Here is a 22,863-nt window from a genome sequence, read left to right on the forward strand (position 1 = left end):
ACAGTACAGGTCCGATCCGATGCCCACGCCCCCGCAAACCTCCACCGTCGATGCCCGCATAACCGAGATGACCGCCCTTTATTCGTCGCCGAAGGCTTGCGCCGCCCAATTGCTGTGCGACGCGCGCGATCCGCAGGACCTCGCTTATCGCGTGGTCGCGGCGGACCTGTCCTGGCGCGACATCAGCTATGGCGAACTGCGCATGGAATCCGAGCGGTTCGCCGCCGTGCTGCGATCGCTGGGCGTCGATCGCGGTGACCGTGTCGCCACCTTGATGGGCAAGAGCCGAAACTATCTCGTCACGCTGATGGCCATCTGGCGACTGGGCGCTGTTCATCTGCCACTGTTCACCGCATTCGCGCCCTCCGCAATAGCCTACCGCCTCAAGGGTAGCGGGGCCAGGGTAGTGGTGTGCGACGCGGTGCAATTGCCGAAGCTGGCTCCAGGCGATGATATTCCGGCCGACGCCCCCTGGCGCGTGGTCACGCTGGGGGCCGCCTCGGGCGAAGCGCTTGCATTCGATGCGCTGATGGCCGAAGCCGAACCGGGGCTGGAGGCAGTCACGGTCGGCGGCGATGCGCCGATGATCCATATCTATACCTCCGGGACCACCGGCAATCCAAAGGGCGTGGTGGTTCCGCTGCGCGCGCTTGCCGCCTTCCATTCCTATGCCGAATTCGGCCACGGCCTGCGCCCCGACGACATGTTCTGGTGCGCGGCCGATCCGGGTTGGGCCTATGGCTTGTACTTCGGCATCCTCGCCACTTTCCTGACAGGAACCCGCAGCGTCCTGTTCGAAGGCGGCTTTAGCGCCGAAAAGACCATGGCCATCCTCGAACAGCATGGCGTCACCAACTTTGCCGCCGCGCCGACCGTCTACCGTTCGCTGCGGTCCGCCGGCGATGGCGCGCCCGCGAATCTGCGGTTGCGCCATGCATCGAGCGCCGGCGAGCCGCTGACCCCGGACGTCAACGCCTGGGCAGAGCAGGCGCTGGGCGTCGCGGTCCATGATCACTACGGACAGACTGAAGCCGGAATGCTCATCAACAACCACCACAACCCCTCCGTCGCCCGCCCGCTCAAGGCAGGCTCGATGGGGGTCGCCATGCCCGGCTGGACGGCGACGGTGCTGCAGGAGCAGGCGGATATCGAGGTCGGCCCGGACGAGATCGGCCGCGTTGCGATGATCGTGGCACAAAGCCCGGTCGCCTGGTTCAACGGATACCACGGCGATCCGGCCAAGACGGCCGAGAAGTTCACCGCAGATGGCCGCTACTACCTGACCGGCGATACCGGCCATTTCGACAAGGACGGCTACTTCTACTTCTCCGCGCGCGACGATGACGTCATTCTGATGGCGGGCTATCGCATCGGTCCGTTTGAGGTGGAATCCGCGATCCTGTCCCATCCTGCCGTCGCCGAAGCGGCGGTGATCGCCGTCCCCGACGAAGTGCGCGGCGAAGTGATCGAAGCCTATGTCGTGCTGCGCGACGGGCACGAGGGGTCTGCCGAGGTGGAACGGGACATCCAGCAGTGGGTCAAGACCCGCTATGCGGCCCATGCCTATCCCCGCTCGGTGCACTTCGCGCCAAGCCTGCCCAAGACGCCGAGCGGAAAGGTCCAGCGCTTTGCACTCAAGCAGCAGCGGATGCAGGACATCGCGGCGGCAGCAGCAGGGGTAGCAGGCGCATGATGGCGGATATCAGCGCCGTCGCTGCCGTTACCGGACGGCGTTCGATCAGGCGATTCCTTCCCACGCCGGTGAGCGAGGATACGGTGCGCGCCATCCTGCAGGCCGCGTCGCGCGCGCCATCTGGTACGAACATCCAGCCCTGGCTGGTCCACGTGGTGACGGGCGATACGAAAGCGCGTCTGTCCGCCGCCGCGCGCGAAGCGGCCGAAGCCGGTAAGTTCAGCCTGGAATATCCCTATCTGCCGGAAAAGATGGGCGAACCCTATCTGTCGCGGCGGCGCAAGGTGGGCTTCGGTCTCTATGCCCTTTATGGAATTGATCGCCACGATATGACGGCTCGCAAGGCGGCCATGCTGCGTAACTACGACTTTTTCAGCGCGCCAGTGGGACTGTTCTTCACGATGGACCGGGCGATGGCGCTCGGGGCGTGGCTCGATTGCGGGATGTTCATGCAGAACGTCATGACGCTCGCGCGCGGGTACGGCCTCGAAACCTGCCCGCAGCAGGCCTGGTGCGATGTCGGAGGCGTGGTGCATGACCAGCTCGGAATTCCGCAGGATCGCATCGTGCTGTCCGGCATGGCGCTGGGCCATGCCGACCCTTCCGCCCCGGAAAACGGCCTGACGAGCGAGAGAGTGGGAGTCGATGAATTCACCGCCTGGCACCGCTGAACAAGACACCCCTCGCTACTTCCCCAAAAGATAATGACGTCGGAGCGAATGTATGAAACGCACAACCGTTCTATCCATGATCGCGCGCAAGGCGGCGATCAGTGCCGCCGCGCTGGGTCTCGTGCTGCAGGGGGCCGCCGTTTCTGCCCGGGCGCCAGCAGTAGGGGCCGACAATCCCGAACCGGGCCTGCAAGGGCAGACCAAGGCCGGAGAAGCAGGCGTCATCCTGGCGCACCCCTACTCGAAAGGGGTCAACGTTGTCGGCCATGCACCGCTCGACGGGCGGGATTCCAATCTCCAACTCAGTTGGGTTGATCATTGCGCCTACGTTTCGAGCACGTCACCCAATTTCCTGATGTGGGGCGCCAAGGCCGATCCCTCCACGTTCGGCGTCGCGGTGCTCGACGTCCGCGATCCGAAGCATCCCCAGCAGGTCGGCCTGCTGCGGGATCGCGGTTCGCTCTATGCCTCGGAAACGCTTCACGCCGTGGCGGCGCCGGGGCGCAAGGTGCTGGCGGCAGGATCGTATGGCGCCAAGGACGACGCGGCCTATACCGACATCTACGACGTTTCCGATTGTGCCCACCCCAGGCACATGGCCGAGATCAAATGGCCGGAAAGCGTCCATACCCTGACGATTTCCCCAAACGGCAAGCGCTTGTACGCCACGATCATCTCGCCGTTCACCGGCAAGGGCGGCATCGCCGTGATGGACATCGCCGATATGGCGCACCCGCGCTTCATCGGCAAGTTCGCGGCGACGCGCCCCGACGGCACAAGCTTTGAATTCGCGCCGCACGAAATCTCGATCAGCCCAGGCGAGACGCGCATATACGCAGGCGTCGTCTCGTCTACCGGCGGTGATCTCAACAAGGGGATCAAGATCTTCCCGCCCAATCGCGATGCGCTCGGCCCCGATGGCGGCGGCATCTACATATTCGACAACAGCGACCTTGCGCAGGGCAAGGCCGACCCGAAGATGCGCCTAATCGGCACCGCTCTGCATGGCGGCTGGCATTCGGTGATGCGGGCCAACATCGAGGGCGTACCGCATCTCGTCGGAGCCGGCGAATTGATGTCCTGTCCCGGATCATGGCCCAAGATCGTCAACATCGCCGACGAGCGAAAGCCGTTCATAGATGGCGAGTTCCGCCTGGCCATGAATCGCCCTGAAAACTGCCCTTCGATGAGCCCTTCGGAAAAAGCGGCTGGAGGACTGACGATGGACCCCGGCACCGCCACCCTGCACTTCAACGACGTCGATAGCGCCACCGACACGCGAATGGGACTGTTCAACTTCCTGTGGGCGGGACTGCGGATCGTGGACATCCGCAAACCCGCAAATCCACAGGAAGTGGCCTACTTCAAGCCGGGCGACGGTTGCGGCGGACACGTCCGCTACATTCCGGAGACAGGCGACATCTGGGTCGCCTGCGCCGCCAGCGGTTTCTACGTGCTGCAACTGCAACCGCAAATCCGCAAACGGCTTGGGTTTCCGCGGGTCAAGGCATCGTCGCGGCACTGATCGCGAGGCTCGCCGCCACATCGGGGCTACGGAAAACGCATGAGTCAGAAAACGAACTTCGCCTTTCTCCATGGCGGCGGCCAAGGCGACTGGGTGTGGCGCGACACGATCGCCGCGCTGCACCTCCAGGAGCCGGATGCGGTGGGCACAGTCCTCGGTCTCAATGTGCCTGGCTGCGGTGCCAAGCGGCAACGCCGGACGGACGACCTCACGATAGACGACATCGCGCGCGAACTGATCGCGGACATTGAGGATGCGGGGATGCGCGATGTCGTGATCGTCGGCCATTCGCAGGCAGGACAGGTCATTCCGTTCATGGCGCAAATGCGCCCTGATCTGTTTCGCCGCCTTGTCTACGTAACCTGTTCGTTGCCGCTTCCCGGCCAGACAGTGCTGGAAATGATCGGTGCGATTCCTGCCAGCACGCACGGCGACACCGCAGCGGCGGGCGCACGTCTGTCCCAAGAAAGATATCGTGCGCTGTTCTGCAATGACATGCCCCCCACACAGGCGGACGCATTCCTGGCCGAACTGGGCCGTGATACCTGGCCTGCGAGAACGTACTCCGCCACGGACTGGAAGTTCGAGATCGCTCGGCCGATACCGTCCACCTTCGTCCTGTGCCGCACCGATCCCTGCCTGCCGATGGCCTGGCAGGAAACTTTCGCCGAGCGCCTGAAAACGGATCGGCGCGTGGTCATCGACGCCGGGCACCAGGCCATGGTCACCCGGCCGCAGGCGCTCGCCGAAATCCTGCTGATCGAGGCCGGCGCCAACGCCTGAGGCAAGGCTCCTACGGCAATTCGCGCAGCGTCCCGCGCAGCGCCACCATCAGCGCCTTGTCGTTTTCGGAGACGAAATCGAAGCTGCCCTGTGATCTGAGCCATTGCTGCGCAAGTCCGGCCATCAGTGCAACAAGCTGCCTTGCGATAGTCTCGGCGTCAGGCACCAACCGTGAAAGCAGCCGCCTGAACAAACCAAGCAGCATGCGTTCCCGATCACGGAACCAGTAATGCGCGGGATGTGCCGGATCGATCGCTTCCGATTGCAGCGTAACGGCGAACCTGTCCAGACCGGCACGATTGACGCACTGTTCCGCCATCGCACGAAAAAGCTGCCTCAACGCGTCCAGCGTCTCGTTCGCGTCCACGCTCTGCTCGACGGCGTGGACAAGCGGCAGGAGCACTTTTGCATCGCGCGCCTCCAGGACATCCAGCAGGGCCACCAGTACGCTGGCCTTGGACCCGAAGTAATAGACGATGCCCGCATTCGACAGGCCGCAATTCTTGGCCAGGCGCCCGATGGTGAAGGCATGATAGCCGCGCTGACCGATCAGCTTGAAGGCTTCCTCGATGATCTGGTCGCGCCGGGCGTCGGGCTTTTCGCACCTGCGGGTTTGCGGGACTGCCATGATAGCATCTCCTCCGTGAACAGGCAGCCGGTGCTCAGGGCGTGTTACCCAGCAGTTCCACCGGTCCGATGAGGCCGGACGGCAATAGCGGCGCATCCTTTCGGTACGTCGGAACCGCCGTCCACGTCACCTTGGCGCCATCGCCCTGCGCGTCACCTACCAAGCGGTTTACCCACTTGTTGGCGACGCGGATTTCCAGGTCGTTGCGCCCGGTCTTGAGCGCCGCGGAAACATCGAGCCGGTATGGCGAATGCCACACCGTACCGACATCCTTACCGTTAACCGAAACCTGGGCCAGGTCCCCGACCGAACCCAGATCGAGCCACAAGGGCTGGCCCGGCTTCCACGCAGCGGGCGCGTTGAAGCTGCGCGTGTAAGTGGCGATGCCCGAGAAGTAGCGCACGCCGGAGCGTGCATCGGTCTGCAGCGGCTCAAGTGCGGCAAGGGACACCGCTGCGGGAGCGCCACGCCCCGGCTCGAACGCGACCTTCCATGGTCCTTGTATCCGCGCCAGCACGACCGGCTCTTTGGCTGGCAAAACGAGCGAACGCCGGTCCGTTTGCTCGCGGAAAACCACGAAGACCGCACCGTCAGCCTCCATCGCAAGGGGGACGATGGTTTCCTCGCCTTCCATCCGGTAACCGACCGGCTCCGACGTCCCGGTTTCGGGATGCCAGAGCATCGGCACTTTGCCCGTCACGCGAAAACGGCCTTCGAAGCGCTCCGCATGCGCCTGCGGATTGGACAGGTAATAGATGTCGCCTTTGTCGTCGCGGCGGTGCACGAAAGGGATGCGCGCTCCCTCTTCCGCGCCGGCAAACGCAAAATCGGGCGTAAGGCCGACGGTGCGCAAGGCTCCTTCGACATCATTGCCGGCGATCACCCTGCCCTTGCCGACCGGGGTATCTGGATTGCCGGGCCATAATTCGGCGACCAACCTTGCCCACTCCCCCCGGTCCTCCGCGGCACCTGCGGCAAGACCCGGCATGCCTACCGGTGCGGTGCCAACGATGGTCGCTCCGCCCCGCGCCAGTTCGGCGATCTTGTGCAGCGCCGGCAGCGTCATCTTGTGTGAAGAGCCACCGAGATAGAGCACGCGATACCGCGCCCCGCTCGGCGCAACCACATCGGGGCCGTCGTTTTTCAGCAGGGATGTAAGCACGTCGAAATTGACGAAGTCGTAGGCATAGCGGACCGGCGCATCGGCGACCGGCTTGTCGCCGTATAGACCGGTAAGCGGCGCTTCCTCACCGTAGAAGTAGGCAACGTCCGCCAGGTTGCGTCCCTCCTGCAGCATCAGCGAGGAGCGGGCGATATAGTCCACCCAGGGCCTGGCCAGTTCCGCCCAGCTTTCCTGCCGGTTGAAGTACTGGCCATAGATGAACAGCGACAGCCCTGGCTTCTTGTCATCGACCGGAACGTGAGCCGAAGTGTGCACCACCGGCCGGTTGACACCGTTGACGAATTCCAGGTCGATGATCCGCTTGAGATCCTTGGGCGCGAAAGCCCAGGGTGCAAGCGATGCCGTCATGGACTCGGCGGCGACGATGTTCTGGCCGTAAAGATGGGCGACGGAAGCCGCGCCCTTGATGTCGGCAAGGTAGGTCGCCCGCGGCCCCACTTCCCGATTGTGAGTCCACATCGCCGCCATCGGCACATCAGCGTAGCGACGCATCGCCATGTCGTCACCCAGCGAGGGGCGATGATCCTCCAGCGCCTCGCCATAGACCTTGAGCCCGCTCTCGTGCGCCACCGAGGCGATCGTGCCGTAATGTTCGCTTGCCACGAGTTCGCTCAGCGTCCTGCGGTAGTCGTAGAGAAAGCGGTCGCTGTCCTCCCGAGTGCCGATCAGGGTGCCGGTCAGCGCGGGCAGCCAAGGCGTCGCATCGTAGCCGCGTAGTTTCCTGAACTGCACGAGCATCCGGGGTGTCCAGTTGGCCGCACCGACCTCGATGGAATCGGTCAGCAGCGCACGCACCCCGCGCGCGCCGACCAGGTCGGCGCCGGCGGCATCCTTGTACATCGCAAGGTAGTGATCGAGGTAACGCCGCACCGCATCGCCATCGAACTTGTCCACCTCGAGCCCGGTGGCCTCCGGCGGCGCGGGATGATTGGTGGTGCCTAGCAGCGAGTACCCGAGACGCAGGACGCGCCAGTGTCCACCGCCGGGCAGACGCGGCGCAGTCCAGTCCAGCACGCCGTCCGGCCGCATCCGGTCGGTCAGATCGAGCACCTGCGACACCGACGCGCCGACCGCGCCGTCGGTGGGGACCGCCATGGCGTAATAGTCCTGCGCGAGAGCGAAGCCCGCTTTCGTCTCGAACTGGTCGATCGTCGCCTCGGGCGACAGCCGCATATCGACGAGACGATAGGGCTTGGCGCCCATGGCCGCGGCCACCGCCCCGAAATCCATCGCGATGCCGGGTGCAGCCGAACTCATGCTTGCGAATGCTGGCGCCTGCGGCACCAGCACTATGCGGAACCAGCGAGCGGTGACAGCGGGGAAGGATACCGTAGTCGGAACCGTGGCGGCAGGGACGTCGACGACCTTGCGCCAGGCAACGCCATCGTCGCTGGTTTCGAGCACGGGCGTGAGCGTAGGCGGCCCGAACGTCGACTTGGAGCCGGGAACGTAGAGCGATGCCGACCGAACCGTTTGCGGCGCCGCATATTGCAGCACGACGGTGGCAGGATTTTCCGCCGATCCGCGCGGCACGTCGACACCGGAATTGAGGTCCCGGTCGCCGAGCGCGGCGGCATCGATCACCGTCCCGTCACCTAGGGTGGCGCGAGGTATCGCCCCTTGCGGAGCAGAGCGCATCTGCGGAACCGCAAGGACCGCGACATCCTGATAATGCTGCGGACGAGGCTCGGGCTTGCGACCGGACATCGTTTCTTCGATGCTGGGAGCGATGCCCAGATCCTGATACGGACCCGACACCGTAGGCGGTGCAGCCAGATTGCCGGAGAAACGCCTGCCGGCCGGGACCGCCGCCTCGGTCCAGACCAGTTTCTTCAGTCCGTCTTCGGGCTTGACCCAAGGACCTCCGGTTTCCGACCAGCCCGGCGACGATGCGATCGCAAGTTCCAGGCCCAGCCGGTCGGCCTCGCTGGCGGCAAAGCGGAAGGCATCTTTCCATTCCGGCGTCATGTAAACGAGCCGCTTGTCGACGATCTGCGGCGTCTGAAGGTTGGCGTCGAAGCTCTGCATTCCTCCGATGCCGACGCGCTTCATCCAGGCCAGATCCTTGGCGATCCCGTCCTTGGTGATATTACCGTTCATCCAGTGCCACCAGACGCGCGGCCGGGCGGAGGCAGGCGGGTCGCGAAAGGCATCCTCCAGCGAACTGGACGATCGGCTCGCCGTCACGTCCACGTGCGCATCGGCGCCCGCTTCGGCTTTCCCATCCTGGGACATTGCGGACACTGGCACCATTGCACCGGCAAGGCACAGCGCCGCCCGAAAACTCATGCCCGCCATATCTCTCCCATTCCCCCTTTATTCGAGCAGCAGCACCGGCTTTATACGCGGGCTATCCTGCCATCAGACGATCTCCGCGCCCAGCCCCGCAGCCTTGCATCCTCACCTATTAATCGACCGGCAGGCGTGGAGGCGCCTGGCGCTGCCATCGCCACAGGGCGTCAGCGCGAGCCGAAGGTATGGCGCACGGTAACGCCGAATTCGCGCGGCTGGGTCGTGCTGATGATGGAATAGGCGCTTGTACGGGTCACGCCAGTCGCCTGGAATGACGAGTTGAGTTGCTGGTAATTGGTCGTTGCCGGCAACCCAACGGACGTGGCCTTGACCGTATCGAGGACGTTCTTGGCGAAGAACGACACTTCCCATTGACCCGATGCATCGCGCAGTCCGGCAAACAGGTTCAGCAAGCCATAGCCCTTGACCTGATCATAAGCGAACTGCGGATCGCCCTGCGACTGGCCGTTGAAAACGAACAAACCCCGCCCGAAGACATCGACCTTGTTCGAAATCGGTGCATGGTATTCGCTCTGCAGCGTTGCGGAGAACGGCGGCAGGTTCGACGAACGCTGCGAAATCCGGCATGCCGCAACGTTGTTTGCGCCGACTGCTGCCTGCAGGTTCTCAAGGCTGGGGGGCGCGCTCACGTTGTCGGGCAGGCCATCGCCATTGAGGTCGTTGCACGCGACCAGTCCGTTCTTGATCTTGCCCAAGGCATAGCTCGCCGTCAGGCCAATCGACCAGTTCGGGGTTGCCTGCAAGCTGATCTCACCTTCGATGCCGTTCACTTCGACCGGGACCGACGATACGAAATTGAAGCTGCCGACCACCGGCGTGACAGTCTCGACACCTCCACTCACGACATTGTTATAATTCACGTAATATATGAGTGTCGGAGACCTGTAGGGGTAGCCTTTGAAGTTCTGGTGAAAACCGGTCAGATTTGCCTGGAGCCGACCATCAAGCCAGTTGCTCTTGATGCCGATTTCATAGGACTTCGATTTTTCCGGGCCGAGGTATTCAAACGACCGTTGCAGCGCTGATTTTTGCACGCTGAAATCACCTACGGCAAAGCTGCCTGCCCTTCGTGAGCTGCCGGTGCTGGCATAAACCATCAGGTTTTCCCCGAACCGGTGCTTTATCGAAGCCGTGTAGATCGTGCTGCTATCGATATTGGGATTTCCGGGCAGCACTTTCGAACCGATTGTCATCTCGGACCCGGGATCGCGATATTTGATATGCCTCAGGCCGCCCGAAAGCTCCGTCGAACTACCGATATGCGCCGTCAGGTTGGCAAATATCGATTCTTCCTTGACGGGCACGGACGCGATCGAGATCGGCGTCTGCGCGATCGTCGCCAACCCGCCGCCAAGCGATGAGGGAAGCAAGACCGGCGTTTCACTTATCAGGTCGTTGGTCGAAGTCTGGTTCGAACGGAAATACCCGACCACGTAGTCGAGCATGTCGAATACCCGCGCTTCGTTCTGCAGGCGGACCTCGTGAGTCCAGACGTCGGCGCCCGTGTGTGCACGAGAATAGAAGTCGAAACCCTTGAAGACGTTCGCGGTGTCCTGATTGGTCGCAGACCGCACGTTCAGATCGAACTTCTGACCCTGGTAGATGAGCACCTGACCCCACCCACGCACCTGAGCTCGCCAGTTGTAGATGTTATATGTCTGGTCGACGTTTCGAGGGGTTTCCTGAATCGACTTGCGATCACGCGCGGTGATAAGCGTGGCCGGCGCGGCGACGTCTGGGTTTGCTTCGCTGAAGGCCATGTACTGGTCGAACGAACGCGAGGTACGGTTCAGGTGCTGGTAGGTGCCTTCCAGCCGGAACCAGTCGGTCGGCTCGACCAGCAGGCTGACGCGCCCACTCCAAGTACGGGCATGAGGGTCACGCGCGTCTCCGTCGCGTTCGATCGTCTTTACGCGGTTCGCCTCGTTCTCGTCATAGACCCCGGCAACCCGGATCGCCGCAATGCCGGGAATGATCGGTAGGCCGATCGCACCCTGATAGTTCTGGGTCCCGATCGAATTGGCGGTAGCCGAAACATATCCGCCGGCCTCGTTCAGGTTCGGCTTCTTCGAGCTGATGACGATGGACCCCGACGGCGAAGCACGGCCCCGCAAGGTTCCCTGGGGTCCGCGTTGAACCTCGACCTGGCCGACGTCGTACATTGCCTGGAGGATGAGGCTGCCTTCGATCGGCGCGTCATTGTAATAGAATTCGACCGACGGACGTACGCCCGTATTGGGATCGTACTGGACACCGCGAAGTTGCGCACCGCCGCCAAGACCGTTGGCGACGCTGCTGAGCTGCAGGCCCGGAACAAGCGTCTGGACTTCCGCGAAATCGCGCATGTTCAGCTTCTGCAACTGCTCGGAGGTCACAGCATTGACGACCAGCGGGACGTCCTGGATGTTCTCGTCGCGGCGACGGGCCTCGACGATGATCACCCCCTCTTCCCCGCCATCTGCAAGATTCGTGTCTTGCGCGATTGCTGGAACTGCAAACATCATCGCACAAACACTCGCCGACACTGACATCTTGTAACGAGTCACGGCCCTCTCCATTCATCATTCGCCCATATATGACCAGCACATTTTTGTGGACTGACCAATCTGGAAAGACCCATACAAATTAACTCATACAAATGGCAAGATTTTAAAAAAGGTCATCGCACAGGTGTTATTTCGAACGCCTCCCAAGGCGATCGAGACGGGAAATGTAGGGCAAACATGTCCGTATCGACAGAGGATGCAAAAGGCGATGCGCAGATCGACCGATGGACAGAATTTTAACCGTGACGCAAAAGTCTCGCCATCAACGCTGAAGACACACTGAGCTTGAGCTTTGATTCGAGGGGCGGATAGGGACCATTTGATGGATTCGAATAGCTGTTCGCAATCTGCGGAATTGTTTTCAGTGGCGCCGATGGCACAGTTATGCTGGCGTTGCCCACCACAGTACGCGTCGGCTCGATCTTCTGTCGTGTGAATTTCCGTGCGGTAGAACCACCTAGATTAAATGGTCAGGCCATACCCTTCTATTAGGCACTGAACTGCGGCCAATGCGCGCAAGGAGCGGATTCGACCTCCAGGTTCTGATCGTTCAATCGTTGGATTTGCCCGCATCTACTCATCCTGCTTAATATGCGGAGTAAGCCATGTTGCGCACTGTCACTTTGCCGCTTCCTGCCGCGAAGAAAGCTGGGCGCAGGCTGAGATAGGCCCCGGCGATATTCTGATTGTAGCCGCTCACTTCATAGGAGCGATGCAACACCCATGTCCGTCCGTCGGCACTGTAGTAAAAGCGGCCGACCTGATCCTCATTTACCAATCTAAGATAAAACCGACGGCCTATGGCTGGGACACGAGCCTCGAATGGATTTTCCTCACCAAGCCGATACGCGCGAAACCGGTTAGGGTCTGACGCGATGCCGCAGAAAAACTTTTCATTGTAGAACAGCAGAAGTCCTGCGGTTACGGGCCCGTCAAGTTCCATTTCCACCGACAATTCGTAGCGTCGATCCCCACTGTTCATGACCAACGGAGAAGCATCGGCTGGCCCCTTGCCCTGCGCAGTCAAAACCAGGGCTCCGTCCTCAAAGGCGATGCGATCGCGATAGTTCCGATCCGGCTTGTAGACGCTCATGCGCGCACCGAGCGAGTTGGCGTCGAACGGCCCCGAAAGCGATACCCCGTCGGCGGCGAGCTTTCGCCCCATCGGCTTTCGAAGCGGGCGGGACAAGTCTCCGCCCAACGCGCGCGGCCAGCCCTCCGCCGTCCATTCTATCGGTTCCAGCAAGCTCTGCCGCCCCAGCGAACGGTAGCCGTTTTCATAGCCGTGATAGAACATCCACCATTTACCGGACGGGTCTTCCACCGGTGTGCCGTGGCCCCGAGACCACCAGGGTTCCGCGATGGACGCCGTGCGCACGATGGGGTTGTGCGGGCAATTGTCCCAAGGGCCCCTGATCGATCTGGACCGCGCGACGACGACCATATGGCTGGTCGGCGGCCCTGCCGTGCCTCCCTCAGCCGAGAACATGTAGAACCAGCCATTGCGGCGGATGATCTTCGGCCCTTCCAGCGCGAAAGTCTCGACCGCCCAATCGGCTGGGTATTTCCAGCCTTCGTACAGCTTTTCGTCCGGTCCGGAACGGGTCAGTCCATCGTCGTTCAAGGGGATCAGCACGCCATCGCTGACATAAAGGTAGCGTTTGCCGTCCTCACCCACGGCATGGCCGGGGTCGATGGCGGTATAAATACCGACATCGACGGGATCGCTCCACGGCCCCTCGATATGGTCTGCATGGATGACATAGTTGGTCATCGGACGGCGAGGCGCACCGTTCACGTCAGGCATTTGCGGCACGCCGCGCACCGCGAAATAGATGAAATAGCGGCCGTCATGCTTGACGAGATCCGGCGCATAGACCGAACCGACCGGCTCCGTCAGCGCAGGCCCTACGGGTGACCAGTTGACCAGGTCTCCGGATTTCCAGATCACCAAACCCGGATAGTAAACGAACGACGAGGAGACCTGGTAATACATGTCGCCATCGCGGACGATGCTGGGGTCGGGATGATCGCCCGCCATGACGGGATTCCGGAACGTCCCGTCGCCGAGATCGGCGGTCCGCTGTCCTTCCGGCCCGCGGCCCCACGCCACTCCTTTCCTCTGCCGGTCAGAGCCGACTTTCTCCGCAGCAGGAAGTGTTTCGGGCAGAGCAGCGGCCCCCACCACGCCCAGCGCGGAGATCAGTGCTTGGCGACGCGTGCTGTTCATGGTCGTTCTCCTGTAAGTGTTGGAAGGCCCGTCCAAGGCTTGTCCAGGGCCCGAGCGGGCGACTGTATGCTGGTCGCACCGGTACTTGTCGGCGGCTGCCGGCGTCCCGGCGCGCCATGGCTGCGTTCAAGGCGCGCCGGCGAGGAAACCCCGATCTCGCATCCAGGCCTGGAATTCCTCTATCCACAAGCTGGAAGCGGCGCTTGCGTGGGTCATCCCGAAACCATGCTGGCCACGCTCGTAATAATGGAGTTCCACCGGTCGATGGGCCTTGCGCCAAGCATCGATCAGTCCGAAGCCGTCCTGACCGAACAAGGCGTCGTCTGAACCTACCGCCACGAACATCGGCGGCGCCTGGGTGGGCACAGTGATGGCATGCATGGGACCATATATCGGCGCGATAAAGTCGGGACGCGCTGCCGGGTCAGGGTCAGTGCCGAGAGCGAGCGTGGTAATCGCGCCGGCAGAGAAACCTACAAAGCCGACCTTATGCGGATCCACGTTCCATGCAGCGGCCCGCGCGCGAACTACACGGACGGCTGATTTCGCATCGGCGAGCGCCTCGGGAGTCACCGCAAAGGCCGCTTCGCCCTTGGGCTGCTGGCTGACGATCCAGGCGATCGTCTCGCGCTGTGCGGCCGCCGGATCGGCAGGCGTTGGCACAAGACGATACTTCAAAACGAAGGCGGCGATGCCGTGATCGGCCAGCCAGCGCGCAACCTGATAGCCTTCGCTGTCGATCGACAGGGCCCGAAAGGCGCCCCCCGGCGCCACGATGACCGCAGGCACCGCAGCCCCCGCCGCGACCGTCCCCGGGGTCGGCAATACCGGTGTCAGCGTTGGGACTACTACGTTTCGAACGGTACGATAGCCGCTCTTGTCCAGCCCCCATATCTCGCCCGCAGCCGCAGGGCGAACCGGTATCGGCAAGGCTATCGCGCCCGGTCCGTCTCCTGCCGCACCACCCCTCTCTGCCTGTCCGCCGCCCCCCGCGGATTCGCGACGCACCTCCGTGCCTGCCGGACCGTGCGCCAGCGCAGACGTCGCGGTAGCCCAGCACAAACATGCGCCCAAGGCAGGCCACGCGATGCGCGCCAGACGCCGGAGGAGCAGGCATGCTCGTTCAGTCAAATCGTCTCTCCCCGCCTAAACCAACATTTTTCGGCCGCAATCGGCTTGGTCGTCGGCTGCAAGCATGCCTCTACACCGGCAGTCACGCCGGTGCGACACCCGCTTGGGGGGCGAAACGGCAACCTTATGCCGCCGGCTCCGCCTCCAAGCCCGTCGGGATCGACAAGCCCCGGGCGAACGCCCGGCCATGGTGGTCGTTGGCCAACGCCAGCACGCTGCCCATGAGGATGCGCACGAGATCGACCTGGCCCTTCACGCCGATCTTGGCATATATGCTCTTGGAATATCCCCTGACGGTATCCACGCGGAGCCCCCGGTCGCACGCCACCTCGGCGATCGAACGGCCCCGGCATAGTTCCAGTGCAAGGTGGGCTTCGCTTGGGCTCAAGCGGAACATGTCGATCAGCTGCTGGCAACGGTCAGCCGCCCGCCAGCTGTCGCCATGGACGTAGGCGACTACCGCGGGCTGGCCGATCGAGCCCAACAGGCGCTGCGGCGCGACGACCAGAAGCATGTCGAGCCACGGATCACTCGACAGCGACACCGCCCGAGGACGCGCATCCGGGTCGGTCGCCATCCCCTTGACGAACGCCAGCACTTCGCGCTGCACGCGCGGGTCCGACACCCGCAACCTGCCTGAAGCGGTGCGACTGATAATCCCGGACTCGCGCAGCATGGCCTCGCCGACGCGATCGCTATCCACCACCCGCCCGTCACGGTCGATCGCGAGCCATCCGAACTGAAGGCGCTGGATGGCCTCTTCTGCCAGCGAGGCGGTGAAGCGTTCGCGCTCCAGCATCACGAAGCTGCGCATGACGCTGCGCAGGCGCGGGGCCAGCATCTCCAGCAGCCGATCGGTCTCCGGATCGAACTGCCCTCCCTTGCGCACGACGGTAAGCCATGCATCCACACCGCTTGCCTCCCTCACGCGCAAGTGGCGGATATCGGTGACGCCGCGATGAAGCGTCAGTTCGGTGTAGAAATCGGCGTGGTCACCGTGATCAAGGCGGATGAGTTCATTCAGCGAATAGGGTTGTCCCTCCGTTATCGTGTCGGCGGTATTGGGATCGCGCCGCACGAAATGACGACGATATATATCGCGGGTGTCGGTGATCGGGGCGGTGCCTGAAATGAGTTGCAGCGCGTCGCCCTGCCGCCAGCCCGGCGGCTGACACAGGAGAATGGAATAATCCGCCCCGGTCCGCCGGCAAAGCAAGGCCAGAAACGAACTCCATAGCACGTCCTCATGCGCGCCATCGAGCAACGCCTGTGTCAAAGCATTGTCGTCGCAAGCCATCTCCATAAGTCTTTCCCGGCCCATCACCACACGCCATCCCCCATATGGGGGTTTTGTATCCGCCCTCCACATCGCAGGAAAGGCCTAATCGAAAAGACGCGCCGCGATGCGCGTTCGAGGGGAGATGAATGGTGAGCGCAGGACATCCGGTGGGCGGTGAACGTGGGAGCATTGCCGCACGGCGACGGCTCGCCGCCGTCATGCTGCTCGGTACCGCCCTGACTGCCGCATTTCCCGATTATGCCTTTGCCAAGCCTCCCACCGGAGTCGCCTGCCCCATGTCCGACAGCCTGAAGACCGCCCTGGAGGCGGACCCGCTCACTCGCCTCGTTCTCGTCCACGAATTCAAGAAGGGCGAGCCCCTCGTCATATCGGAAGCGGCCAACCCGCACACGCCCTTGGCCCCGGCCGACATGTGCATGGTCAAGCTCGTCGTCGGCCCCGGCAACCCGGGACCGCAAGGCGCGCCCTCGACCTCATCCGGCATCGGGATCGAAGTCTGGCTGCCGACCAGAGATGCCTGGAACGGCCGCATTCACAACCTGGGCGGTCTCGGGGGCTTCGATGGCGGCATGCAGGGATCGCCCGGCCACGTCGGCTGGCCTTATGCCGCGCTCACCGCCGGGATGGAGGGATCCATCTCGGCCAGCACCGATTCCGGTCATACTGCGACTAACGGCTCCTGGGCAATGAACCCGGACGGCAGCCCCGCCCGCCAGCTCTGGATCGACTACGCGCATCGCGCCATGCATGTCATGGCCGAGAAGACCAAGGCGATCGCGATCGCCTACTATGGCAAACCCGCGCACCATGCCTATTACGAGGGCGTCTCGACAGGCGGCCGTCACGGCTACCGGCTGGCGCAGGAATATCCCGCCGACTACGACGGCATCATCGCCAGCCTTCCCGCCCTCAACTGGGCGCAATGGGTGACCGCCGACGTCTATCGTAGCCTGGTGGTCGAACGGGAACTCGGCGGCAAATATCTCACCAAAGCGCAGATGGATCTGGTCTCCAACGCCGCGATCCGCTCGTGCGATATGGTGGGCGGCCAGCACATGGGCTACATCGTCGATAACGCCGCCTGCACCTACGATCCGACGAAGGACGCCTCGGTCCTGCGGGTCGAGGACGGCGGCACGAACACGGGGCCGGATGCGCTGTCGCTGGCCCAGGCCAGAGTGGTCAACAAGATGTGGTACGGCCTGACGGCCGACGGGTCCGTTCCCGATCCCGCCAGCGACAACGGCGTAGCCGCCAGCCTGACGGGCAAGCACAAGTGGTACGGCCTGATGCGCGGGACATCGCTGTATCAGGCCTACTTCGCCAATATCGGCTATGGCAGCGCCAATGCCCATTCGGGCTATTCGGCGGACCAGGTCGCACTGGACCTGTCCGACCCTTCGCTTGCCAATCCCAGTTTCGAGAACGCCTCGGGTAACGGCAAGGCCGGCTGGACCTCGATATCCTACGAGAAGCTGGCAGAAGCCTTCGATCGCGGGGTCGCGCTCGACGAGACCTTCGGCCGTCTCGCCAGCGACGATCCTGACCTGTCAGCCTTCAAGGCGCGCGGCGGCAAGTTCCTCAGCTGGCACGGCTGGAATGACGAGGCGATCCCCGTTCAAGGCACGATCCAGTACTACGACCGCGTGCTGGCGACCATGGGCGGTGCCGAGAAGGTCCATGACTTCTTCCGCCTCTATCTGCTGCCCGGCGTCGGGCACATGTCGCCCAACGGGACATCGAACCCGGATGCACACCCTCCACTCGTCGCGCCGGGACAGTTCTTCGCGCTCATGGTGGACTGGGTCGAGAACGGCCGCGCGCCGGGCAAGGTGGTGATCGAGACGCCGCCCGACAGCCAGGTCCGGCGCAGCGCCCCGATCGCGCCTTATCCCCAGACCGTGGCCTACGTGGGCGGCGATCCGAATGATGCGGGAAGCTACGTGGTCCGATGAGCGCGCCCTTCCAAAACGAACCGACTGCCGCCCTTGCGGCACAACGACACAGGCGAGGTTTCGAGACAATGGCCCGATCGCAAATCAAGACCATGGCCGCGGGATCGGCGATTCTGGGCGCAGCGCTGCTGGCACTCGCCGGCTGCCAGGGCGGAACGGGTGGACAAGACCCCAAGGCCGATGGCGCCATGCTGGCCGATCCCGACAACTGGCCCAACTACGGGCGCACGCCGGGCCAGCAACAGTACAGCCCGCTCGATCAGATCAACGCCGATACCGTAGGCGATCTCAAGCTGGCATGGCACTACGACCTGCAACCGGGCTTCTCCGTAAGCGAACCGATCGAGGTTGACGGAAAGCTGTTCGTCACCACCGGCCACGCCTACATCACCGCCTTGGATGCGACGACCGGCAAGGTCCTGTGGGAGTACGACTCCAAGACCCGCGAACGCGCCACCAGCGCGCTTCATATGGGTTGGGGCAACAAGGGCCTTGCCTATTACAAGGGCCGCGTGTTCATCGCCACCACCGATGGCTTCGTCATCGCCCTCGACGCGAACACCGGCAAGGAAGTCTGGAAACAGCGGCAATTCGAAGCGAACGAACTTCGCAACGTCAACGGCCCTCCGCGCGTCTTCAACGGCAAGGTCATCATTGGCCACGGCGGAGCCGACATCAGCCCGATCCGTGGCTATGTCTCCGCTTACGACGCGATGACCGGCAAGCTGGCTTGGCGTTTCTACACCGTTCCCAGCGACCCGTCGAAGCCCGCGGAATCCAAGGCAGACGCAGTGGCGCGCCCGACCTGGAAGGGTGACTGGTACGGCACCGACGCCAAGCGCGTCGGCGGTGGCGGCACCGCCTGGAACGCGTTCAGCTACGATCCCGAACTGAACCTCATCTACATCGGCGTCGGCAACGGCTTCCCCTATGCCCAGGCCAAGCGCAGCCCCGGCGGCGGCGACAACCTGTTCCTCGCCTCCATCGTCGCGGTCGATGCGAACACCGGCGAATACAAGTGGCACTACCAGGTCTGCCCCGGCGAGCAGTGGGATTGCACCGCCACCCAGGACATGACCCTCGCCACCATCGAGATCGACGGCAAGCCGCGCAAGGTCATCATGCAGGCCCCCAAGAACGGGTTCTTCTACGTGCTCGACCGCAAGACCGGCGAGTTCATCTCGGCCGAGAAGTTCGCCAAGGTCACCTGGGCGGACCGGATCGACAAGAAGACCGGCCGACCGGTCGAGAACCCGGGTATCCGCTATACCGGCAAGAAGCAGATGTTCGAGCTGTGGCCCGGACCGCAGGGCGCGCATTCATGGCTGCCCCAGGCCTACAGCCCGCGCACCGGCCTGGTCTATCTGCCGGTCATCGACGATGCCGCGATGATCGGCGACGGGGAACTGGGCGGCAACGCCTTCACCAAGAACATGGGCGTGGCACTACAGCCCGACCTCGACATTCCCGGCAGCCTGAAGGGCTACCTCAAGGCCTGGGATCCGGTCGCGCAGAAGGCCCGCTGGACGGTCAAGCTGCCCGGCGCCTGGCCCGGCGGCATCATGGCGACCGGCGGCGACCTGGTGTTCCAGGGCAGGATCGACCACAGCTTCGTCGCCTACGACGCGCGGACCGGTAAGGAAGTCTGGTCGTTCAAGACCCAGGCGCCGGTGGTGGCACCGCCGATCACCTATCGCGTCAACGGCAAGCAATACGTCACCGTCCTGACCGGCAACGGATCCTCGGGCGCCGGCGTCCAGTCGGCGATGGTGCGCGGCTACGACACCGACTATCGCCTGCCGCGCCACGTGCTGACGTTCGCGATCGGCGGCAAGGACGCGCTGCCTGCCTACACCGAGACGCAACCCGTACCGCTCCAGGATCCGGGTTTCCGCCCGGACCCGAAGCAGGCTGAGGCCGGAGGAATGCTGTTCGCCATGAACGGCTGCATGGTGTGCCATGGCATGATGGCTAACCCCGGCGGCGCGGCCCCCGACTTGCGCTACTCGCCGATGATCCTCGACGCAGCCGGCTTCGCCCAGATCGTCAAGGGCGGCGCGCTCAAGCCAAACGGCATGCCGGGCTATCCGCAGTTGCAGGACCGCGACCTCGAAGCACTGCGCCACTTCCTGCGCATCCGGGCGATGCAGGCTCCCGCCGAGGATGCCGCGGTAAAGGCGGGCAAGAAGCCGGCAGGTCCAAGGGTTCAGGCCGTGGGCGGTGTGTAACTTCGTTCAGGGTGGAGCGCCGGTCGGATGATCGGCGCTCCACCACTCGGCCAGATGCGCACGCATGGACTGGACGGCGCGGCTGGCGAGCGGGGAACTGGCGCGCCCCTTGAGCCAGGCCACGTAGATTTGCGTGGCCCTCAGGGGCAAGCCCTCGATATCGATCTCGACCAGGGTTCCCTCGTCCAGTTCGTTCGCGACGAAGGCGTGCGAGCAGATGCAGACCAGATCGCTGGCAAGCACCGCCTCGCGCAGGATATGATAGTTGTCGCAGACCATGTGCGAACGGCCCGGAAACCGGGGCATCGCGGTCTCGTGCGATCCGGCCCATGGAAACTGCGCGAGGTCCTCAAGGCGCAGCGCGGGGTTGTGCAGCAGCGGATGCCCGCGGCGCACCACGCAGGCGGGGCGCACCAAGCCCAGGTCCTCCATCGCAATGTCATCGGTCTCGGGCAGATGGCTTTCGGGAAAGACGATCAGTTCGACTTCGTCGTCGCGCAAGGCCTGAAGCAGTTCGCCGCCGGGCCGGACCATCACGCGAAGCTGCACTTCGCCGCCATCACCGAAGAAGCCCCCGGCGAAGCGCGGCACCAGTTGGCTGGCCATCAGCGGCGCCATGCCGATCGCCAGTCTTCCGCTGCGCCCGGCGCCCAATTGCCGCAGGTTGCTTTCGAACACCAGCAGCCCCTGCAACATCGGCTTCGCCTGTTCGAGCACCTGGAGACCAGCCGCGGTCGGCTCGACGCCATGGCCGACGCGATTGAACAGCATGAAGCCGTAGCGGCTTTCAAGCGCCGCGATGCTGCGACTGAGTGCGGGCTGGCTCAGGTTCAGCTCCCCCGCCGCACGCGAAAAACTGCCACACCGCGCAACGGCGACGAGAGGCTGAAGTTTGGTGAGCGACAGTTCCATAACCAACCTGCATGCAGATGAACGAATTGAGCATTAGACCTCATGTCACGGCAAGCGCAATGCTGCTCAAAACAAGGAGAGGACAGGCAACGATGTTCAAGCAGATTTGCTTTTTCCGAAAGCGACAGGACATGTCGATGGAGGCATTTCTCGACTACTACGAGAACCAGCACTCCCAGCTTGCGAAGAAGATGGGGGCCAAGCCCGCGCTGCCCAATGCGCAGCGTTACGTGCGCCGCTATCTGACGCCGGAACGCAACCCCGTCACCGGCGAGATCCACGATCCCGGCTTCGACTGCATCATGGAGATCTGGTGGAACAGCCGCGAGGACTTCGAAGCCTCGCAGCGCATCATCTCGGACCCGGCCCGCCTGCCAATGACAAAGGCGGACGAGGAGCGCCTGTTCGCCAGTCACGCGAACCCGGTCTGTTCGGTCGTCGACTACGAGTCCCCGATGGGACCGAACGGCGAGGCAACGCACGTCGAACTGCGCCACACCGATACTACGGAGTAAACGAGATGAGCGACAAATCGATGCAGGTCATCCGCGAAGCGCGACGCGACTGGGTGACCGAACACCGCGAAGCCTACCTTTCATCGGGCGGGGTGAAAGGCCACATCATGGACATCACCGCCGTCGGCGGGCGCTCGTTCGCCACGCACTGTCTGGTGAAGTACATTGGCCGCAAGAGCGGCAAGGTGTTCATCACCCCGCTGTGCTACGCCGATATCGGCGGTGAAGTGGTCATTTGCGCTTCCAAGGGAGGCGCCGATCACCACCCCGCCTGGTATCTCAACATCATCGAAAGCCCGGGCGTGGAATTCCAGATCGCCACCCAGGCCTTCCGCGGATCCTGGCGCGAACCAGAAGGCGCCGAACGGCAGAAAGTCTGGGACTTCTTCATCGACTGCCACCCCTTCTACGCCAACTACCAAGCCTCGACCGAGCGGGTGCTGCCGCTGGTCATGTTCAAGGCCGAGGCGGCCATTCCCGTCTTCCGGCTCGAAGACGCGACCGGCACGCGCACGAACTGACGAGAGACGCCATCGTGACACGTCCCGCGCACATCGATCCGATGCCGCTGTCCCTTGCCCACGGCATCCCGCTCGCCGAGGAAGAGGGGATCGGGGCGCTGACCCTTGGCGGCTACCTGCGCGAGGTCACCGCGCGCCATGGACCGGCGGAAGCCGCCGTCATCCATCAGGATGGTAAGGCGATCCGCTGGAGCTACGACGACCTGTGGCTGCGTTCACGCGAGGTCGCTCGGGCGCTCCGGGCCTGCGGTGTGGGCAAGGGCACGCGCGTAGGCCTGCTGATGACCAACCGGCTTGAATTCCTCTCCTGCCTGTTCGGCACGGCCCTTGCCGGCGGCGTCGCCACCACGATCAGTACCTTCTTCACCGCGCCCGAGATCGACGCCGCACTTCAGGCTTCGAACTGCTCTGTGCTGTTGCTCGAACAAGGAGTCCTCGCCAAGGACTTCGGCGCGATACTCGTCGGGCTCGAACCGGAGATCGCGGTTTCGCAGCCGGGTGCCCTGGCCTCGCTGCGGTTCCCCTACCTCACGCATCTCGCGCGGGTGGACGGCGACGAGGGCTCCGGCGCGATCGAGGGATGGAGCAGCTTCCTGGCGCGTGCCCGCGAAGTATGGGACGAACAAATCGATGCCTGCGCCCAGGCGGTGCTGCCCAGCGACCCGGGCGCGCTGTTCTTCTCCTCGGGCTCGACCGGCAAGGCCAAGGGCATCCTCAGCGCGCATCGCG

The 22,863-nt window shown here is 63.5% G+C and carries 16 protein-coding genes; 9 read left to right on the plus strand and 7 right to left on the minus strand.

The annotated features are described in order from the left end of the window. Positions 1 to 19: 19 nt before the first annotated feature. From LH128_RS15990 to LH128_RS16005, 4 genes are read left to right on the plus strand one after another with little or no spacing between them, the layout of a single operon-like run. Positions 20 to 1,693 carry an AMP-binding protein gene (locus tag LH128_RS15990; protein WP_008830700.1) on the plus strand — a complete coding sequence of 558 codons (1,674 nt, stop codon included), beginning with the start codon at positions 20 to 22 and terminating at the stop codon, positions 1,691 to 1,693. Then, entirely contained in the window at positions 1,693 to 2,364 is a 672-nt protein-coding gene (locus tag LH128_RS15995; protein ID WP_008830701.1) for a nitroreductase, read from the plus strand. The genes LH128_RS15990 and LH128_RS15995 overlap by 1 nt, the downstream gene beginning before the upstream one ends. Positions 2,365 to 2,416: 52 nt before the next feature. After that, positions 2,417 to 3,889, plus strand: a complete 1,473-nt coding sequence (locus LH128_RS16000; protein WP_172705081.1) for an LVIVD repeat-containing protein — start codon at positions 2,417 to 2,419, stop codon at positions 3,887 to 3,889. 39 nt (positions 3,890 to 3,928) lie between these two features. Beyond that, on the plus strand, positions 3,929 to 4,672 hold the full coding sequence (locus LH128_RS16005; RefSeq protein WP_008830703.1) for an alpha/beta fold hydrolase: 744 nt from the start codon (positions 3,929 to 3,931) through the stop codon (positions 4,670 to 4,672). A gap of 10 nt (positions 4,673 to 4,682) precedes the next feature. Here the strand turns inward: LH128_RS16005 and LH128_RS31440 are convergent, their stop codons facing one another. From LH128_RS31440 to LH128_RS16035, 6 genes are all read right to left on the minus strand, one after another. Next, positions 4,683 to 5,300 (minus strand): TetR/AcrR family transcriptional regulator, encoded by a 618-nt coding sequence (locus tag LH128_RS31440; RefSeq protein WP_008830704.1) that lies wholly within the window; start codon positions 5,298 to 5,300, stop codon positions 4,683 to 4,685. 34 nt (positions 5,301 to 5,334) lie between these two features. After that, on the minus strand, positions 5,335 to 8,772 hold the full coding sequence (locus LH128_RS16015) for a glycosyl hydrolase (protein WP_327195186.1): 3,438 nt from the start codon (positions 8,770 to 8,772) through the stop codon (positions 5,335 to 5,337). A 170-nt stretch (positions 8,773 to 8,942) separates the two neighbouring features. Further along, the gene (locus tag LH128_RS16020; RefSeq protein ID WP_327195187.1) at positions 8,943 to 11,342 is read right to left on the minus strand and encodes a TonB-dependent receptor; all 2,400 of its coding nucleotides are present in this window, start codon (positions 11,340 to 11,342) and stop codon (positions 8,943 to 8,945) included. Between the two features lie 586 nt (positions 11,343 to 11,928). Next, positions 11,929 to 13,572, minus strand: coding sequence for a family 43 glycosylhydrolase (locus LH128_RS16025; protein WP_008830707.1), 1,644 nt, complete (start codon positions 13,570 to 13,572; stop codon positions 11,929 to 11,931). 126 nt (positions 13,573 to 13,698) lie between these two features. Then, positions 13,699 to 14,361 carry an alpha/beta hydrolase gene (locus LH128_RS16030; RefSeq protein ID WP_008830708.1) on the minus strand — a complete coding sequence of 221 codons (663 nt, stop codon included), beginning with the start codon at positions 14,359 to 14,361 and terminating at the stop codon, positions 13,699 to 13,701. A 466-nt stretch (positions 14,362 to 14,827) separates the two neighbouring features. Continuing rightward, complete coding sequence (locus LH128_RS16035; protein WP_008830709.1) at positions 14,828 to 16,006, minus strand: helix-turn-helix transcriptional regulator; 1,179 nt, start codon at positions 16,004 to 16,006, stop codon at positions 14,828 to 14,830. A gap of 122 nt (positions 16,007 to 16,128) precedes the next feature. On the opposite strand from LH128_RS16035, the gene LH128_RS16040 reads away from it, so the two are divergent. Together LH128_RS16040 and LH128_RS16045 are read left to right on the plus strand one after the other, a co-directional pair. Next, positions 16,129 to 17,958, plus strand: coding sequence for a tannase/feruloyl esterase family alpha/beta hydrolase (locus LH128_RS16040; protein WP_327195188.1), 1,830 nt, complete (start codon positions 16,129 to 16,131; stop codon positions 17,956 to 17,958). Between the two features lie 68 nt (positions 17,959 to 18,026). Next, a complete protein-coding gene (locus LH128_RS16045; protein ID WP_008830711.1) occupies positions 18,027 to 20,186 on the plus strand; it encodes a PQQ-dependent dehydrogenase, methanol/ethanol family in 2,160 nt (719 codons plus the stop codon). 6 nt (positions 20,187 to 20,192) lie between these two features. Here LH128_RS16045 and LH128_RS16050 read toward each other — a convergent pair whose 3' ends face one another. Continuing rightward, the gene (locus tag LH128_RS16050) at positions 20,193 to 21,098 is read right to left on the minus strand and encodes a LysR family transcriptional regulator (RefSeq protein ID WP_008830712.1); all 906 of its coding nucleotides are present in this window, start codon (positions 21,096 to 21,098) and stop codon (positions 20,193 to 20,195) included. A gap of 92 nt (positions 21,099 to 21,190) precedes the next feature. Here LH128_RS16050 and LH128_RS16055 point away from each other — a divergent pair, with 92 nt between their 5' ends. The 3 genes from LH128_RS16055 to LH128_RS16065 all read left to right on the plus strand — a co-directional run. Then, entirely contained in the window at positions 21,191 to 21,613 is a 423-nt protein-coding gene (locus tag LH128_RS16055) for an EthD domain-containing protein (protein WP_008830713.1), read from the plus strand. 5 nt (positions 21,614 to 21,618) lie between these two features. Continuing rightward, complete coding sequence (locus LH128_RS16060) at positions 21,619 to 22,134, plus strand: nitroreductase/quinone reductase family protein (protein WP_008830714.1); 516 nt, start codon at positions 21,619 to 21,621, stop codon at positions 22,132 to 22,134. 14 nt (positions 22,135 to 22,148) lie between these two features. Continuing rightward, on the plus strand, positions 22,149 to 22,863 hold a 715-nt coding region (locus LH128_RS16065; RefSeq protein ID WP_008830715.1), incomplete at its 3' end, for an AMP-binding protein.

This window comes from Sphingomonas sp. LH128 (assembly GCF_000293195.2).
GTDB classification, from domain to species: Bacteria; Pseudomonadota; Alphaproteobacteria; order Sphingomonadales; family Sphingomonadaceae; genus Novosphingobium; species Novosphingobium resinovorum_A.

Coding starts and splice junctions, on each gene's coding strand:
- LH128_RS15990 (WP_008830700.1), top strand. CDS start 20: ATGCCCACGCCCCCGCAAACCTCCACCGTCGATGCCCGCATAACCGAG.
- LH128_RS15995 (WP_008830701.1), top strand. CDS start 1,693: ATGGCGGATATCAGCGCCGTCGCTGCCGTTACCGGACGGCGTTCGATC.
- LH128_RS16000 (WP_172705081.1), top strand. CDS start 2,417: ATGAAACGCACAACCGTTCTATCCATGATCGCGCGCAAGGCGGCGATC.
- LH128_RS16005 (WP_008830703.1), top strand. CDS start 3,929: ATGAGTCAGAAAACGAACTTCGCCTTTCTCCATGGCGGCGGCCAAGGC.
- LH128_RS31440 (WP_008830704.1), bottom strand. CDS start 5,300: ATGGCAGTCCCGCAAACCCGCAGGTGCGAAAAGCCCGACGCCCGGCGC.
- LH128_RS16015 (WP_327195186.1), bottom strand. CDS start 8,772: ATGAGTTTTCGGGCGGCGCTGTGCCTTGCCGGTGCAATGGTGCCAGTG.
- LH128_RS16025 (WP_008830707.1), bottom strand. CDS start 13,572: ATGAACAGCACGCGTCGCCAAGCACTGATCTCCGCGCTGGGCGTGGTG.
- LH128_RS16035 (WP_008830709.1), bottom strand. CDS start 16,006: ATGGAGATGGCTTGCGACGACAATGCTTTGACACAGGCGTTGCTCGAT.
- LH128_RS16040 (WP_327195188.1), top strand. CDS start 16,129: ATGGTGAGCGCAGGACATCCGGTGGGCGGTGAACGTGGGAGCATTGCC.
- LH128_RS16045 (WP_008830711.1), top strand. CDS start 18,027: ATGGCCCGATCGCAAATCAAGACCATGGCCGCGGGATCGGCGATTCTG.
- LH128_RS16050 (WP_008830712.1), bottom strand. CDS start 21,098: ATGGAACTGTCGCTCACCAAACTTCAGCCTCTCGTCGCCGTTGCGCGG.
- LH128_RS16055 (WP_008830713.1), top strand. CDS start 21,191: ATGTTCAAGCAGATTTGCTTTTTCCGAAAGCGACAGGACATGTCGATG.
- LH128_RS16060 (WP_008830714.1), top strand. CDS start 21,619: ATGAGCGACAAATCGATGCAGGTCATCCGCGAAGCGCGACGCGACTGG.